Origin of the sequence: Tatumella sp. JGM130, assembly GCF_018257525.1 — a bacterium.
Classification (GTDB): Bacteria; Pseudomonadota; Gammaproteobacteria; order Enterobacterales; family Enterobacteriaceae; genus Tatumella; species Tatumella punctata.
This window is the reverse complement of record NZ_JAERJS010000007.1, coordinates 45,592-62,105: the sequence shown is the minus strand read 5'-3', so window position 1 is coordinate 62,105 and position 16,514 is coordinate 45,592. Positions and strand designations below refer to the sequence as shown.

The following is a 16,514-nucleotide window of genomic DNA, read 5'->3' as shown; positions in this document are numbered from 1 at the left end:
GTCATTCGTTTCAGGGTTAACAGCCTGCGACAAATAACCGCCAGGCACCATGAAAATGGTCAGATAAACCGGCAAGCGAAATAATATGAATAGTGATCTGATACTTGAACTGAGTAATGTGCTTACTCCGGAATGCACCCGTAATAATGTGGATTGCCAGAGTAAAAAGCGTGCACTGGAGATCATCAGTGAACTGGCAGCAACACAGCTGAACCTGCCGCACCAGGCTATCTTTGAAACGATCCTCAACCGCGAAAGAATGGGGAGTACCGGTATCGGTAACGGTATTGCTATCCCGCACGGTAAGCTGGAAGAAGATACTCTGAGAACCATAGGTGTACTGATCCGGCTGGAACACCCTATTCCGTTTGATGCGGTCGATAATCAGCCAGTAGACCTGCTGTTCGCATTACTGGTGCCGGCAGATCAGTGCAAAACGCACTTACATACGTTATCTCAGGTCGCTAAACGCCTGGCCGACAAAACTGTCTGTCGCCGGTTACGGGCCGCACAGAGTGATCAGGAGCTGTTTAATATCATCATGGAACAGCCGGATAATACGGACGAAAAACAATAATAAATTAACCTGTACTGCAGGGATAATTACGGGAGAAGGATCATGGTACTGATGATCGTAAGTGGTCGTTCAGGGTCTGGAAAATCTGTTGCACTCAGGGCCCTGGAAGATATGGGCTTTTATTGTGTCGACAATTTACCTGTCGATTTACTGCCGGAGCTGGCGAAATCGCTGGAGAAACGCAATATTTCTGCCGCAGTCAGTATTGATGTGCGTAATATGCCGGAATCTCCGGAAATTTTTGAAGATGCATTTAACCGCCTGTCAGCACAATTTTCTCCGCAGTTGTTGTTTCTTGATGCCGACCGAAATACTCTGATCCGCCGCTACAGTGATACCCGCCGCCTGCACCCCCTTTCCAGTAAAAATCTATCCCTGGAAAGTGCCATTGACGAAGAGAGCGATCTGCTGGAACCCCTGCGTACCAGAGCAGACCTGATTATCGATACATCAGAAATGTCGGTACATGAACTGGCAGAAATGTTAAGAGCACGGTTATTGGGCAAACGGGAACGGGAGCTCACAATGGTATTTGAATCCTTCGGGTTTAAATACGGTATCCCTATCGATGCTGACTATGTCTTCGATGTCCGCTTTTTGCCAAACCCGCACTGGGATCCTAAGTTACGTCCTCTGACAGGACTGGACCGCCCGGTCGCTGCGTTTCTTGATCGCCATACAGAAGTACACAATTTTATTTATCAGACCCGCAGCTATCTTGAACTATGGTTACCTATGCTGGAAACCAATAACCGCAGTTATCTGACGGTAGCTATTGGTTGTACCGGCGGGAAACATCGTTCTGTTTATATTGCCGAACAGCTGGCTGATTATTTCCGTTCACGGGGAAAAAATGTTCAGTCACGCCATCGAACACTGGAAAAGAAAAAATCATGACGGTCAGACAATCAGTAGAAATCAGAAATAAGCTGGGTATGCATGCCCGCCCGGCAATGAAGTTATTCGAACTGGTACAAAGCTATGATGCCGAAGTGATCCTGCGTAATGAATCAGGTACTGAAGCTGATGCCAGCAGTGTCATCGCCCTGCTTATGCTGGATTCCGCCCAGGGCGGGCAAATTGAAGTTGAAGCCACTGGCCCCGGGGAGGCTGAAGTCCTTAAGGCTGTCATTGAGTTATTTAATGCCGGTTTTGATGAAGATTAGTTCGCGGGGGCCCGCAGACTAGTACAGATGATATTTGTTCAGAAATTCAAGGCCACCCAACTGTCCCATCTGTTGTGAAATCCATTGCTGGCGTTCACGGGTGTACGCAGAAGGCGCACTGACGTGATAGACAATCGGATTAGGCAATACTGCCGCCAGTAATGCTGCCTGCTGCCGGGTGAGCTGACTGGCCGGTTTGTGAAAGTACGCCTGCGAAGCCGCTTCAACACCAAAAATTCCCGGACCAAACTCGGCAATATTCAGATAGACGGTCAGTATCCTTTTTTTACTCCAGACCGTTTCAATACCCGCCGTCAGTATGGCTTCAAGCCCTTTACGCACCCAGCTGCGCCCATCCCAGAGAAACAGATTCTTAGCCGTTTGCTGAGAAAGTGTTGATGCTCCGCGCATTGATCCCCGCCCGGAACTGTCCAGCACCGACTGCAAGGCGCCGAAATCAAAGCCCCAATGGTTCGGGAACTTTTGGTCTTCGCCGGCAATCACTGCCAGTGGCATCCAGGGAGAGATATCCGCCATACTGACCCATGAAGAGCGGGCCCGGTAAGACAGGTTGCCGGACAATAATGCGCCGGCCTGGCGTTCCGCCATCACTGCAGAAAAGGGGACCGGTATCACCGAAAATAGCAGGATCCCCGCGACAGCAATTACCATTATCCCTGACAGTAAGAAAAGCAGCTTACGTCTGACCCTGACCATTAGAGGATTATGCTGAGTTTTCAATTATTGTCCCCGGGGTACGTTCTGCGAGTGATTCCTCCTGCAGAGTAGCCCTGATTCAGATTTTTTCATAAATTTTTTAATCGTCTGCCGTCCGGATTAGGCTGCCTGCCGTGATAAAAACCCACGTGAAAATGATATTTTTCAGGTGGCAGCCCTTGCCGTATCAGTGTTTCCGTGATTACAGGAATCGGTTCCATTAATATTCACCACGAAATAAAGTATAAATTTATCTTATGTATTGATCTGCATCAAATTTTACAAACAACCACTATAGTTAACATAAAAAAAACAATCCGCAGACTTTACAGAAATTACCGCCTGCCGCCACAACTATACTTAAGATAAATGCTTTCAGCCTGATAAATTTTCCTACAGACCTTTCTTTTATCACCGGACCGGATAGCCACGACTGCACCAATAGGTGACAGAAGCTGATCTGTATTCACAGAATACTTAGATTGTAATTATCTTACTTATTGTTTTTTTGTATAAATAAGACAATTTAGTATGAAAAGGAACGGCAACAGGAAAAACACCTTTAAATATAGGGTTTTATTGGTTATTTTTTACTGTACTGGTAATTCGGCAGGCAGATACATACCGTGAAAATCCACAAGGGTCACGGTGATTTTCCCGTCAATGGATGATTTGTAAACAGTAAGATTATCCACAATGAGAACATTTCAACTTCACAAATCTTAATGAATTGTAGCAAAGTGACCGCAGTTTTTGTTAAGGTAGCGGTGCTGAGAAACCAATACCTGCTGCCGGCCGGGATACATCCCGATAACGATCACTTTTTAACCGGCAGAGTCACTGTTTCCCTGGTGTTGGCGCAATATTCGCGCACCCCGGTCTATCCGGGGTCATTTTTTCCGGCGATCTGCTCCTGCGATTATTTTCCCCGGCTATTTACCCATTGCCTGAGCATTGCGACTTCATGACGCCACTCATGCCGTAGTTCATCAATCCATTCCTGAACATTATCCCACCAGGCGGGTAACTCCGGCGTCTGTATCTGTTTAGCCACCTGCTGCAAATGTATTAAACCGACAGAACCTGCAGCACCTTTGATCTTATGCCCTTCTTCCGCAATTCCTTTCTGATCGCGGGCCATCATGTTGGAATCCAGTACATCAAGGTAACCGGGCATCATCTTCTCAAACATGTCCAGGCTCTGGCGAATGAGCTGCGGGCCGACCAGTTCCATATACTGCTCCAGCATCTCAATATCCAGGTGCCCCTCTTCTGCGTGAGAAGAGTTGTCGGCCGGGAGTTCAGCTAATGGCTGATGCTGATTCCAGAATCGGCCGATAACCGCTGTTAACGCCGAAACTGACAGCGGTTTACTCAGTACATCATCCATACCGGCATCCAGGTACTCTTTCTTATCTTTGAGGACGTTCGCCGTCAGGGCGACCAGCGGTGGTAACTGCTGCCCCGCGAAGCGCTGATGCAGGGTACGGGCGACCTGCAGGCCAGTCATATCCGGTAACTGGATATCTAACAGCACCATATCAAACTCTGACGGGTCAAACATTTGCAGTGCTTCAGCGCCAGTCATTGCGACTTCGGTACTGCAACCAAGTTTCTCCAGTACCGAACGTGCCACCACGACATTCAGCTCGATATCTTCAACCAGTAAAATATGCAACGCCGGGAGCGGTAAAATATCATCTTCATTACTGTCTTCCGCGGCCGCGAGCACCTGCGGTGCATGAATCTGCAGGCTGAAACAGGCACCTTCACCCGGTTCACTCTGTACTCTGATATCGCCACCCATCGCCTGAGCGAGACGGTGAGAAATCGCCAGACCGATACCGGTCCCGGTCGCTGGCTTACCGCCATGCTGATCTTTGACCTGATAATACATAGCAAAGATCTTATCCTGTTCATCGGGCGGGATACCAATACCAGAATCCTGTACGTCGAACCGCAATTGCTGCTGTTGCTCGTCATAACCGACCGTGACCACAATCTCGCCCTGACGGGTAAATTTCACCGCATTGCCGATAAGATTCCATAAAATCTGTCGCAGCCGGGTACCATCAGCAATAATCGTTTGCGGTAGCGGAGGTTGCGCTGACATCACAAATTTCAGCCCTTTCGGCTGAACCAGTAACCCGGAGAGATTTTCCAGATCAGCGAGAAATCCGGTGAAATCAATCGGCTGGTTATCCAGTTGTACTTTACGACGTTCAATTTTATCCATTTCAATCACATCGTTAAAAATATTGCCCAGAGTGATTGCTGAGACATGGATAGTTTTCAGATAATTAAGTTGTTCCTGACTGAGCTCTGTATCCAGCAAAATACGGCTAAGACCGACAATGCCATTTAAAGGTGTCCGCAGTTCATGACTGATCGTCGAGATAAAGGTGGTTTTTTCGCGGCTGGCATTTTCCAGCGCATCCTGATAACGCTTACGTTCAGTAATGTCGCGACCGAAGCCCATCAGTCCGCTGCGTTTACCTACCCGGTCGTAATAAGGGACTTTACGGATTTCAAAACAGGCTTTTTTGCCGTCGGGATATTGTATCCACTGCTCATACGTCAGAGCCACATTGTGACGAAACACTTTCTCGTCTGTTTCAAGTATCTTTTCGGCGGTATCTGCATCATAAATATCTTTAGGTGACAGTCCCACCAGCTGCTTTTCGTTTCTGCCAGTCAGCAGTTCCACAGCACGGTTACAGCCGGAAAACTGGCGGTCAATATTGCGGTAGAACACCAGGTCCGGTGAAGCATCAAGAAAAGATCGCAGAAAAGTCGACTGTTGCTCCAGCTCAATCTGGGTTTTTTCACGACTTGCCATTTCCTCCCTGAGTTTGTCCATCACCTGTTCACGGGCCAGCTCAGCTTTTTTACGATCATTAATTTCCTGATTAAGCTGCTGAATATTTTCTTTCAATTGCTGATTAAGCTGTAAGTCACGCTTGCGCATTTCTTCCAGCTTATCCACCAGCCTTTCCAGGCGCTGACGCGAGTCTTCCAGCTGATCGACCACCACAGATAAAAAGTAGACAGCCCACGGGGTAATTAATAAGCCAAAAAATACCGACCGGACCACATCGATACTCTCTACGCGGCCCTGTAATACCAGCGTGACCGCCATCTGAACGATCATCGCCAGCACGACCAGCGCAGAAGCCAGAAGTAATGAAAAACGGATCAGGCCAAGTTTGACCATAAGATCCACGTAATATTGTGCTAACAGTCTTATTTGTTTCATAACGCGCTCCCGGACAATGACCTTCATCATATCCTAAATTGTCAGCCCTGAGAGACACGCCGGAAAATTCCCCGGGATCAATCACAGTTAGCGATTAATTATGGCCGCCTCCGGAGGCATACTGATACTTTGCCGCAACCGCCGGGTATACCGCCCCGCCCCGAAGATAAATATAAATTCATATTTGATGAATCAATAATCAGGAAAGAGTTGATTAATTTTATTAATATCCCGCCCGGGGGAATGCAAAAAAACATTGATAAAAAAAAACAGATACATCATATGAGTTTACCTAATATTCCAGCACTTTATGCTGAGAATTACCCCGGCACCAGCATGGTGCAGGCTCAGGGGCAGCGCACTATAGTGAGACAGCTCACACTTCACTGGCTGGTAATATCAGAGCCCGCCGACAGCTCTCTGATATAAATCTATAATAATCATAACGATAGTTATTAATCAGTGACCGGTACTGAAAAAACGCCACTATTTGACCTGACTTAACTTTCCCGATAAGTTGGAAATCCACTGGAAGCTTTCTGTGCGGATCCACTGTCCGCCATATTTATGCAGTAGCAGAGGTTCCCTGTAGCAAGTTCCCGGCACTTGTCACATCGACGAAACCAGTCCTGGCTGTAAGGGCGAAAAACGAATGTCCGCGTAACCCGCACATTCACTATTACGCCTGCACTGAGCCTGTCTGAATGCCGGAATAATAAGGGTCTATAGAGCCCGGGGAGGTTCACTAAATGTTGTATGATAAATCCCTTGAAAAGGATAACTGTGGTTTTGGTCTTATCGCCCATATAGAAGGTGAACCCAGCCATAAAGTAGTACGTACTGCCATTCACGCCCTTGCCAGAATGCAGCATCGCGGTGCAATCCTGGCTGACGGTAAAACCGGCGATGGCTGCGGACTGTTATTACAAAAACCGGACCGTTTTTTCCGCGTCGTCGCAGAAGAAAAAGGCTGGCGTCTGGCGAAAAACTACGCCGTCGGAATGTTGTTTTTCAGCACCGATGAGGCTAAAGCCAGTGCCGCCCGTCAAATTGTCGAAGAAGAACTCGTTCGCGAAACGCTTTCTGTCGCGGGCTGGCGTGAAGTACCGACCAATCAGGACGTACTGGGTGAAATTGCCCTCTCCTCGTTACCTGATATCCGGCAGGTCTTTATTAACGCCCCTGCAGGCTGGCGTCCGCGGGATATGGAACGTCGCCTGTATATGGCCCGCCGTCGGATAGAAAAACGGGTTGAAGCACTGAATGACAGTGATTTCTATGTCTGTAGTTTCTCCAACCAGGTGAATATCTACAAAGGGTTGTGCATGCCTGCAGACCTGCCACGTTTCTATCTGGATTTGGCAGATTTACGTCTGGAATCAGCAATTTGCCTTTTCCATCAGCGTTTCTCAACCAACACAGTGCCCCGCTGGCCGCTGGCGCAGCCTTTCCGTTATATGGCACATAACGGCGAAATTAATACCATTGCCGGTAACCGTCAGTGGGCTCGGGCGCGTGCATATAAATTCAATACACCACTGATCCCGGATTTGCAGGCCGCTGCGCCGTTTGTCAATGAAACCGGTTCAGACTCCAGCTCAATGGATAATATGCTGGAACTGTTTCTGAGTGGCGGGATGGACCTGATTCGTGCCATGCGTTTACTGGTACCGCCAGCCTGGCAGAATAATCCGGATATGGATCCTGAGTTACGTGCCTTTTTCGATTTTAATTCCATGCATATGGAGCCCTGGGATGGCCCGGCAGGGATTGTCATGTCTGACGGTCGCTACGCAGCCTGTAACCTGGACCGCAATGGTTTACGCCCGGCACGCTATGTGATCACCAAAGATAAACTGATTACCTGCGCCTCTGAAGTCGGGATTTGGGATTACCAGCCGGATGAAGTGGTCGAAAAAGGTCGCGTCGGTCCCGGCGAATTAATGGTAATTGATACCCGTGAAGGGCGAATCCTGCATTCCGCTGAAACGGATAATGACCTGAAAAGCCGCCATCCTTATAAAGAATGGATGGAGAAAAACGTTAAACGCCTGGTACCGTTCGAAGAGCTTTCTGAACAACAGGTGGGCAGCCGTCAGCTGTCTGATGCCATGCTGGCGACTTATCACAAGCAATTCGGCTACAGCAGCGAAGAACTGGATACTGTACTGCGGGTACTGGGTGAAAATGGCCAGGAAGCCGTCGGATCTATGGGTGACGATACTCCGTTTGCCGTACTTTCAAGTCGTCCGCGGATCATTTATGACTATTTCCGCCAGCAATTTGCGCAAGTCACTAACCCGCCGATTGACCCGTTGCGGGAAAACCACGTGATGTCACTGGCGACTTGTATCGGTCAGGAGATGAATGTCTTTTGTGAAGCAGAAGGCCAGGCGCACCGGGTCAGCTTTAAATCACCGATCCTGCTCTATTCTGATTTTACCCAGCTGACCACGCTGGAAGGTAAATATTACCGTGCAGATACCCTTGACTGTACCTTTGAGCCTGAAACCGAAACTCTGGAACAGGCCATTCACCGGCTGAATGACCAGGCCGAAGAGCTGGTCCGCCAGGGGACGGTATTACTGGTGCTTTCTGACCGTCAGATCAGTGCCGGTCGTCTGCCGGTTCCGGCCCCGATGATTGTCGGTGCAGTCCAGACACGGCTGGTAGAAAAAAATCTGCGTTGTGATGCCAATATCATCGTCGAAACGGCGTCTGCCCGTGACCCCCACCATTTTGCCGTGTTGTTTGGTTTCGGAGCGACAGCGGTCTACCCGTGGCTGGCTTATGAATCTCTGGCACAGATGTCAGACCGCCGGGTGATCGCAAAAGATTACCGCGCGGTAATGCTGAATTATCGTAACGGGATAAATAAAGGGCTGTATAAGATTATGTCCAAAATGGGCATTTCGACTATCGCCTCTTATCGTTGCTCTAAACTTTTTGAAGCGGTCGGGTTACATCAGGATGTGACACGTCTGTGCTTCCAGAATGTTACCAGCCGTATTGCCGGTGCCAGTTTTGATGACTTCCAACAGGACCTGGTCAACCTGGCGAAACGGGCATGGCTGCAGCGTAAAACGCTGGATCATGGCGGTTTGCTGAAATATGTTCATGGCGGTGAGTACCATGCCTATAATCCTGATGTAGTGAATACGCTGCAGCAGGCAGTACAGAGTGGTGAATATAGCGATTATCAGCAGTATTCGGCTCTGGTAAATAACCGCCCGGTAGCAACCTTCCGTGACCTTCTGCAGCTGCAACCCGGAACAAGTACACTGAGCATTGACGATGTTGAACCGGCCAGCGAGCTGTACAAACGTTTTGATACTGCCGCAATGTCGATTGGCGCATTAAGTCCGGAAGCCCATGAATCCCTGGCAGAAGCCATGAACAGTATTGGCGGATTCTCTAACTCCGGAGAAGGTGGCGAAGATCCGGCACGCTACGGCACCGGTAAAGTCTCACGTATCAAGCAGGTAGCTTCCGGACGTTTCGGTGTCACCCCCGCTTATCTGGTGAATGCAGATGTTATTCAGATCAAGGTTGCTCAGGGGGCCAAACCGGGAGAAGGCGGACAGCTGCCGGGCGATAAGGTCACACCTTATATTGCCAGACTGCGTTACTCAGTGCCGGGTGTTACTCTGATTTCGCCGCCACCCCATCACGATATCTATTCAATCGAAGATTTAGCCCAGCTGATTTTCGATTTGAAGCAGGTCAACCCGCAGGCGATGATTTCCGTCAAACTGGTTTCAGAGCCTGGTGTCGGTACCATTGCGACAGGTGTCGCCAAAGCCTATGCCGACCTTATTACCGTTGCCGGTTACGATGGCGGTACCGGTGCCAGCCCGCTGACGTCGGTGAAGTATGCCGGCTGCCCGTGGGAGCTGGGATTAGTGGAAACCCAGCAGGCTCTGGTCGCGAATGGCTTACGTCATAAAATTCGTCTGCAGGTAGATGGCGGCCTTAAGACCGGGCTGGACATTATTAAAGCGGCGATTCTCGGCGCAGAAAGTTTCGGCTTCGGTACCGGCCCGATGGTTGCTCTGGGCTGTAAATATTTGCGTATTTGCCACCTGAATAACTGTGCGACGGGTGTGGCCACTCAGGATGATAAACTACGTAAAAACCACTATCACGGCCTGCCGTTCAAAGTGACCAATTACTTTGAATTTATTGCCCGTGAGACCCGTGAAATTATGGCTTCACTGGGAGTGACCCGGTTGACCGACCTGATTGGTCGCACTGAGCTGCTCAAAGAGCTGGACGGATTTACCGCGAAGCAACAGAAGCTCGACCTGTCATCACTGCTGAAAATCGCCGAGCCAATGCCCGGTAAAGCGGTGCACTGTACTGAGAGTAACCCGCCATTCGATAAGGGGTTGTTAAATAAGGCCTTACTGGAACAGGCATTACCGTTTATTGAACAGAGACAAAGTAAGACCTTTTACTTTGATATCCGCAATACGGACCGTTCAGTAGGTGCGATGTTATCCGGCGCTATCGCCCGTATTCACGGTGATCAAGGCCTGGCTGCTGATCCTGTCCGCGTGCACCTTGCCGGGACTGCCGGACAAAGTTTCGGGGTATGGAATGCCGGCGGACTGGAAATGATCCTGACAGGCGACGCTAACGATTACGTCGGTAAAGGTATGGCCGGCGGTCTGCTGGCAATCCGTCCGCCGATGGGATCGGCGTTCCGCAGTGCCGAGGCCACCATCGCAGGTAATACCTGCCTGTACGGAGCCACCGGCGGTAAATTATTTGCCGCCGGCCGCGCAGGTGAACGGTATGCGGTTCGTAACTCCGGGGCAATTACGGTGGTTGAAGGGATCGGTGATAACGGCTGCGAATATATGACCGGTGGTATTGTCTGTGTGCTGGGCCGTACCGGTGTCAACTTTGGGGCCGGGATGACCGGTGGATTCGCGTATGTTCTCGATGAAGACGGTGAATTTCGCAAGCGTGTGAATACAGAGTTGGTAGAAGTGCTGGATGTTGAGCAACTGCCAATCCATGAAGAACATCTGCGCGGACTGATCACTGAACATGTTCAGTGCACACAATCGGTCCGTGGTGAAGAAATGCTGGCCAACTGGCCGCAGTGGTCTTCAAAATTCACCCTGGTAAAACCTAAGTCCAGTGATGTAAAAGCATTGCTGGGTCACCGCAGTCGTTCCGCAGCAGAGCTGCGGGTTCAGGCGCAGTAAGAGGTCACGATGAGTCAGAACGTTTATCAATTTATCGACTTGCAGCGCGTTGATCCGCCAAAAAAACCGCTGAAGATCAGGAAAATTGAGTTTGTAGAAATTTACGAACCCTTTTCTGAGGGCCAGGTCAAAGCGCAGGCCGACCGCTGTCTGGCTTGTGGTAATCCCTATTGTGAATGGAAGTGTCCGGTTCACAACTATATTCCTGACTGGCTGAAACTGGCGAATGAAGGCCGGATCATGGAAGCTGCGGATTTGTCACACCAGACTAATAGCCTGCCTGAGGTCTGCGGGCGGGTATGCCCGCAGGACAGACTATGCGAAGGATCCTGTACGCTGAATAATGAGTTTGGGGCTGTCACCATCGGTAACATTGAGCGTTATATCAATGATAAAGCGATGGAAATGGGCTGGAAGCCGGATATGTCACACGTCACCCCGACAGGTAAACGTGTGGCTATCATCGGTGCCGGTCCGGCCGGACTGGCCTGTGCTGATGTCCTGACCCGTAACGGTGTTAAAGCCGTGGTATACGATCGTCACCCGGAAATTGGCGGATTGCTGACGTTTGGTATCCCTTCTTTTAAATTAGAAAAAGAAGTGATGATAAAACGGCGCGAATTGTTCACTGAGATGGGTATTGAATTCCGGCTGAATACAGAAATCGGCCGTGATGTTCACCTGAATACCCTGATGGTCGAGTATGATTCAGTATTCCTCGGCGTGGGAACCTATCAGTCAATGCGTGGCGGGCTTGAAAATGAATCTGCCCCCGGAGTATATGATGCGCTGCCATTTCTGATTGCCAATACCCGTCATACCATGGGCTTCGCTGCTCTCGATGACCAGCCCTATATTTCCATGCAGGGCAAACGCGTGGTGGTTCTGGGGGGCGGTGATACAGCGATGGACTGTGTACGCACGTCGATTCGTCAGGGCGCCAGTCACGTCATCTGTGCCTATCGTCGTGATGAAGAAAATATGCCGGGCTCCAAACGGGAAGTTAAAAATGCCCGTGAAGAGGGCGCAGAGTTTCAGTTTAACCTGCAGCCTCTGGGGGTGGAGATTAATGGCAATGGCCGTGTCTGTGGCGTGAAAATGGCCCGCACCGAGATGGGACCACCGGATGCTGCCGGACGCCGCCGGGCTGAGATTGTCGCAGGTTCGGAACATATCATCCCGGCAGATGCGGTAGTTATGGCGTTCGGTTTCCGTCCGCACAAAATGGAATGGCTGAGTGATTTCAGTGTAGAGCTTGATGCTCAGGGACGGATCATTGCTGCTGAAGGCAGTGATAACCCTTTCCAGACCAGTAACCCTAAAATCTTTGCCGGGGGCGATGCCGTCCGCGGGTCTGACCTGGTCGTCACCGCTATCGCAGAAGGTCGTAAAGCCGCTGAAGGTATTATGGACTTCCTCGAAGTGTAGTCATATACAGAGTATTCATGTGAAAAGGCACAATCATGTGCCTTTTTTTATTGCCTGTGACCCGTCCTGAATAGCCGTTTTTACTGTCAAATACTGCTGTACAGATGGCAGAGAGGAACCGTAGCCGTGCATCTCCCTCAGCAGCCCTGTCCTTATGCCCGGATAAAAAAACCGGCCATACTGGAATATGGCCGGCTTCAGAGAATATCTGTTGATATCAGCAGAATGTCGCGGGTTATTTCACGACCCGTAAAGCCGGACGACCACCGCGCGGAGGCTGAGGAGGCTCATTATCGTCGTCGGTGTCTGCCTCAACAGCTTCAGCTTCATCCGGCCGATCACCGTCAATGACAGACATAACAGGATCAGCAGTAGCCATTTGTGAGGCGGCTCCTTCTTCTGACTCATAAGCCGGTTCAGGTTCAAACATCGTTCCGGCACCATTTTCCCGTGCGTAGATAGCCATAACAGCAATCATAGGTACCACTACCTGACGTGGCACCCCGCCGAAGCGGGCATTAAAATGGACTTCTTCGTTAGTCAGTTCCAGATTACCGACCGCACGTGGTGCAATATTCAGGACAATCTGCCCGTCCCTTGCATATTCCAGCGGAACCATCACTCCCGGCAGATTAATATCAACCACCAGATGCGGGGTCAGATCGTTATCCAGTAACCAGTCATAGAAAGCACGCAGCAGATAAGGACGACGTGCCGTCATTTCTGTCATTTCCATAATCAACCCCGGAAGTGCAGGCGCATTTCACGTTCAGCTTCGGTCAGGGAAGCCAGGAAAGAATCACGTTCAAATACGCGGGTCATATAACCTTTAAGTTCTTTCGAGCCTGCGCCACTCAGGTCAACACCCATGGACGGCAGACGCCACAGCAGCGGCGCAAGATAGCAATCAACCAGGCTGAATTCTTCACTCATAAAGAACGGCGTACGGGAGAATAATGGTGCAATGGCCAGCAGCTGTTCACGCAGCTGTTTACGGGCATCATCTGCTTCCTGAGCCGTACCGTTTTCGATCCGGAACATCAGGCTATACCAGTCCTGTTCGATACGGTGCATCATTAAACGGCTTTCACCACGGGCCACCGGGTAAACCGGCATTAATGGCGGGTGGGGAAAACGTTCATCCAGATATTCCATGATAATATGGGACTGGTACAGAGTAAGCTCACGGTCAACAAGAGTCGGTACCGTACAATACGGATTCAGATCAATCAGATCCTGTGGAAGGTTATCCATATCGACCTGTTCAATCTCCACACTAACGCCTTTTTCAGCCAGTACAATACGTACCTGGTGACTGAAAATATCAGTGAGTCCGGAAAACAGTGTCATTACCGAACGTTTGTTGGCAGCGACAGCCATGAAAACCTCCACTTTGCTCAAAAAGATACTGCGAATAGTCAACCACAGCCGACTAGCCAGTAAACATGGCGCTTGCAACCTGTGCTGATGCGTTGTTTTCAACTGTTGCCTGAATTGAGCGCATCGCTTAACTGCTGACAAGCATAAATTAGTTCGCTAGTTTATCAGATCTTCGCCTGTTTGTGGCGGGTGATTAAAGATTTGCCAATAAAATGCCTGAAACAACAGAAAAACAGAGGATAAAAACACAAAAAACCCGCCGAAGCGGGTTTTTGATGCCAATTGCGATGCTGCATAAGCAGCAAACAAGTCGGGTAGGCGGAAGAGTATTACTACTCTCCGCCCCCCTAAGAACCGTACAAGCGAATCTCTCCGCATACGGCTCAAGCCTTCCTATTAACTCGTGATTGAGTCGGCTTAACTACATTTAGATCAAGAGCATGTAAGCGTATATGGCAGACTGGATGTAGTAGAACACGATTACTTAGTGCATTACTCCCTCCATTCATCCGATACACTATATGGTGATCATGCCACCCTGTTTCCTGCGTCATCAGCTTTCCACATAGCCCGCATTTACCTTTCTGTTCCCGATACAGTGTTTGCCATCCCTTACGGTGTGCCCATTTATCAAGCATCCGTTTACGGTAGAGTTCCTCACCATAGAGTTCCCATTCTGGTAAATAAGGGTTATATGCCGCCTTAACTTTCTGGTGTCGTTTAATCTTGGTATCGCCTGCCATTCGCAAGTTCAACCATTTCATTCCGTCACCATCAATTATGCGTACACCAAACACCCAATTACGGTTTGCTTCTGAATGAAAGTATTTATTTTTCACCCATCGCTTACCTTTCATTGGATGTCTACGGCTTGCCCAGCGCCAGATGGCTCGCCATATCAGCGCATCCATCCGGTAAAACGCACCACTGGCGACTTGATGACAATGGTAGTTTGTCCATCCTCTTATCTTCGGATTGAGTTTTCTTACTAAGACTTCCTGCGTCTGTGAACCATATTTTGTTATCGTGTCCTTCACATTTCTATAGAATGCTTTCACATTCTTGCGTGAAGGCTTGATAAGAATATGTCCGTTATAACGCCTCACCATCCAGCCTAAAAACTCAAATCCTTCCTCAATATGCCTTACTTTAGTTTTTGTCTCAGAAAGAACGAGTCCTCGCTTCGCAAGAAACTCTTCCACCAGTGGTTTAACCCGCTGTTCAAGCAACTCTTTCGAGATCCCTGAGATGACAAAATCATCTGCATATCGAATCAGATAGACTTTAGTTTGACGAATAGCTCTACTGCCTTTTGCACCGAAGTGTTCCGCCAGTTGCTTTTCTAAACCATCCAATGCCATATTTGCCAATGTAGGGGAGATAATTCCCCCTTGAGGCGTCCCTTCCTCTGTCGCTTTAAGCTGCCCCATGTCCACGACCCCAGCTTTTAACCACCTGCGTAATATCCCTTTATCCATTGGGATATTCTCAAGTAACCAGTCGTGACTGATATGGTCGAAACATCCTTTGATGTCTGCGTCCATAACCCAACGGGGTGACCCTGCTTTACTCAGCGTCATATGACAGTGAGTAATCGCATCTGCCGTAGACCGATTAATGCGAAATCCATAAGATCCCGTATCACCGGTAGTTTCCGCTACTGGCTGTAATGCCATCAGAAACAGAGCCTGCATCGCGCGATCTTTCATGGTTGGAATACCCAGAGGGCGTTTCTTCCCATCCGCTTTAGGGATATATACTCTGCGTAATGGCATCGCTTTATATCCTTTCCGCGTCAGTCGACCGATTGCAGACCATTTTGCTTGAGGTGAATTCCACTTCTCCTTATCAACCCCAGCAGTCTTGCTGCCCTGATTTTCTGTCACTCGACGTACTGCCAATGCTTTCGCACATGTTGAGTGGGTCAGTTTCCGTTGTAAGTTTTTAACCCTACGCCAGTCCCCTTCCTGTGTTGCCTTCGCAATCCGTACCTGCAATCCTCTCACGACCGTAGTAACATGACTCCAATTAATGAGGTGCCATGGACTACTCTCGCCGGAGGACGCTGGGCTAGCTACCTTGCGCTTAGCACTGACATATTGTTGTTTGTCAGACTGTTGCGTTAGATTCACTGGCTTAATCATGCTTTCCTCCTGTGATACAGGAGTAAGCAAGTCCCCGGTTTATGTTTCAGTTCACGTTTCCCAGCGTGCCGAATCAGGATCAATTCTCTCTTTGGTTGCCACGTTACGAAGGCAGAGAGAACTGAACCTTTTGCTCCAGTTTCCTGCCTACTGCCCATAACATGGTGTTTAATTAAGGTTGATAGAGATATTTCTCCTCTCGCTCTTAATTTCCATTAGAGAATTAGCCTGTCATCTTGCGATGAAAGACCAGATGGAAGTCTGCTCCCTTTCGGGCGAAGGTATGTTTCACCCTCCTATCGGCACCATTACAGCGCCGCATTCGCTTTCTCCATCCTCCTTTACCTGCACTCTCATCAGCTCCCCTTACGGTTTGCCTGCCTGTTTCTTTCGTTCCATTTCGCTGATAATAACGATTAGAGAACTGTGGACACAGGCGAAAATACAGGCTTACCGAGTTCCGTAATCATCACACGGAAAATTAAGACGCTGCCTTGTCCGCCGGTGGTCGTTGTGTTGACGTATTCCAACGCTAAAGTGGAATAACCGACCACTTACCTTTTTGGTTAGAGCCTGTCAGCAACTTTGGCTCCTTCTCGATTACGACGTTTAAACAGACAATTCACTTAC

At 49.3% G+C, this 16,514-nt stretch carries 10 protein-coding genes; 5 read left to right on the top strand and 5 right to left on the bottom strand.

Going from position 1 to position 16,514, the window contains the following annotated elements; all coding sequences use genetic code 11:
• Window positions 1-85 precede the first annotated feature (85 nt).
• Genes ptsN through npr form a run of 3 tightly spaced genes read left to right on the top strand, consistent with a single transcriptional unit; the run spans window position 86 to window position 1,743 of the window.
• Window positions 86-577 (top strand): PTS IIA-like nitrogen regulatory protein PtsN, encoded by a 492-nt coding sequence (gene ptsN / locus JK211_RS05200; RefSeq protein ID WP_212707611.1) that lies wholly within the window; start codon window positions 86-88, stop codon window positions 575-577.
• Between the two features lie 42 nt (window positions 578-619).
• Window positions 620-1,474: an RNase adapter RapZ gene (gene rapZ / locus JK211_RS05195; protein ID WP_212707610.1), complete on the top strand. Its 855-nt coding sequence runs from the start codon at window positions 620-622 to the stop codon at window positions 1,472-1,474.
• The gene (npr, locus tag JK211_RS05190) at window positions 1,471-1,743 is read left to right on the top strand and encodes a PTS phosphocarrier protein NPr (protein WP_212707609.1); all 273 of its coding nucleotides are present in this window, start codon (window positions 1,471-1,473) and stop codon (window positions 1,741-1,743) included. Before rapZ ends, npr begins: the two co-directional genes overlap by 4 nt.
• An 18-nt stretch (window positions 1,744-1,761) precedes the next feature.
• Here npr and mtgA read toward each other — a convergent pair whose 3' ends face one another.
• Both mtgA and arcB read right to left on the bottom strand, forming a co-directional pair.
• Window positions 1,762-2,460, bottom strand: a complete 699-nt coding sequence (gene mtgA, locus JK211_RS05185) for a monofunctional biosynthetic peptidoglycan transglycosylase (RefSeq protein WP_212707690.1) — start codon at window positions 2,458-2,460, stop codon at window positions 1,762-1,764.
• 919 nt (window positions 2,461-3,379) lie between these two features.
• Window positions 3,380-5,716, bottom strand: a complete 2,337-nt coding sequence (gene arcB / locus JK211_RS05180; protein ID WP_212707608.1) for an aerobic respiration two-component sensor histidine kinase ArcB — start codon at window positions 5,714-5,716, stop codon at window positions 3,380-3,382.
• Window positions 5,717-6,465: 749 nt separating this feature from the next.
• Here arcB and gltB point away from each other — a divergent pair.
• Together gltB and JK211_RS05170 are read left to right on the top strand one after the other, a co-directional pair.
• Window positions 6,466-10,932, top strand: coding sequence for a glutamate synthase large subunit (gene gltB / locus JK211_RS05175; protein ID WP_212707607.1), 4,467 nt, complete (start codon window positions 6,466-6,468; stop codon window positions 10,930-10,932).
• 9 nt (window positions 10,933-10,941) lie between these two features.
• Entirely contained in the window at window positions 10,942-12,360 is a 1,419-nt protein-coding gene (locus tag JK211_RS05170; protein WP_212707606.1) for a glutamate synthase small subunit, read from the top strand.
• A gap of 235 nt (window positions 12,361-12,595) precedes the next feature.
• Here the strand turns inward: JK211_RS05170 and sspB are convergent, their stop codons facing one another.
• From sspB to ltrA, 3 genes are all read right to left on the bottom strand, one after another.
• Complete coding sequence (sspB, locus tag JK211_RS05165) at window positions 12,596-13,096, bottom strand: ClpXP protease specificity-enhancing factor (protein ID WP_212707605.1); 501 nt, start codon at window positions 13,094-13,096, stop codon at window positions 12,596-12,598.
• Between the two features lie 2 nt (window positions 13,097-13,098).
• On the bottom strand, window positions 13,099-13,740 hold the full coding sequence (gene sspA / locus JK211_RS05160) for a stringent starvation protein SspA (protein ID WP_212707604.1): 642 nt from the start codon (window positions 13,738-13,740) through the stop codon (window positions 13,099-13,101).
• A gap of 383 nt (window positions 13,741-14,123) precedes the next feature.
• Window positions 14,124-15,884, bottom strand: coding sequence for a group II intron reverse transcriptase/maturase (ltrA, locus tag JK211_RS05155; protein WP_212707603.1), 1,761 nt, complete (start codon window positions 15,882-15,884; stop codon window positions 14,124-14,126).
• Between the last annotated feature and the right edge of the window lie 630 nt (window positions 15,885-16,514).

Excerpts from the sequence above, each read along its gene's own strand:
- sspA (WP_212707604.1), bottom strand. The coding sequence starts at position 13,740 with ATGGCTGTCGCTGCCAACAAACGTTCGGTAATGACACTGTTTTCCGGA.
- mtgA (WP_212707690.1), bottom strand. The coding sequence starts at position 2,460 with ATGGTCAGGGTCAGACGTAAGCTGCTTTTCTTACTGTCAGGGATAATG.
- arcB (WP_212707608.1), bottom strand. The coding sequence starts at position 5,716 with ATGAAACAAATAAGACTGTTAGCACAATATTACGTGGATCTTATGGTC.
- ltrA (WP_212707603.1), bottom strand. The coding sequence starts at position 15,884 with ATGATTAAGCCAGTGAATCTAACGCAACAGTCTGACAAACAACAATAT.
- ptsN (WP_212707611.1), top strand. The coding sequence starts at position 86 with ATGAATAGTGATCTGATACTTGAACTGAGTAATGTGCTTACTCCGGAA.
- rapZ (WP_212707610.1), top strand. The coding sequence starts at position 620 with ATGGTACTGATGATCGTAAGTGGTCGTTCAGGGTCTGGAAAATCTGTT.
- npr (WP_212707609.1), top strand. The coding sequence starts at position 1,471 with ATGACGGTCAGACAATCAGTAGAAATCAGAAATAAGCTGGGTATGCAT.
- gltB (WP_212707607.1), top strand. The coding sequence starts at position 6,466 with ATGTTGTATGATAAATCCCTTGAAAAGGATAACTGTGGTTTTGGTCTT.
- JK211_RS05170 (WP_212707606.1), top strand. The coding sequence starts at position 10,942 with ATGAGTCAGAACGTTTATCAATTTATCGACTTGCAGCGCGTTGATCCG.
- sspB (WP_212707605.1), bottom strand. The coding sequence starts at position 13,096 with ATGGAAATGACAGAAATGACGGCACGTCGTCCTTATCTGCTGCGTGCT.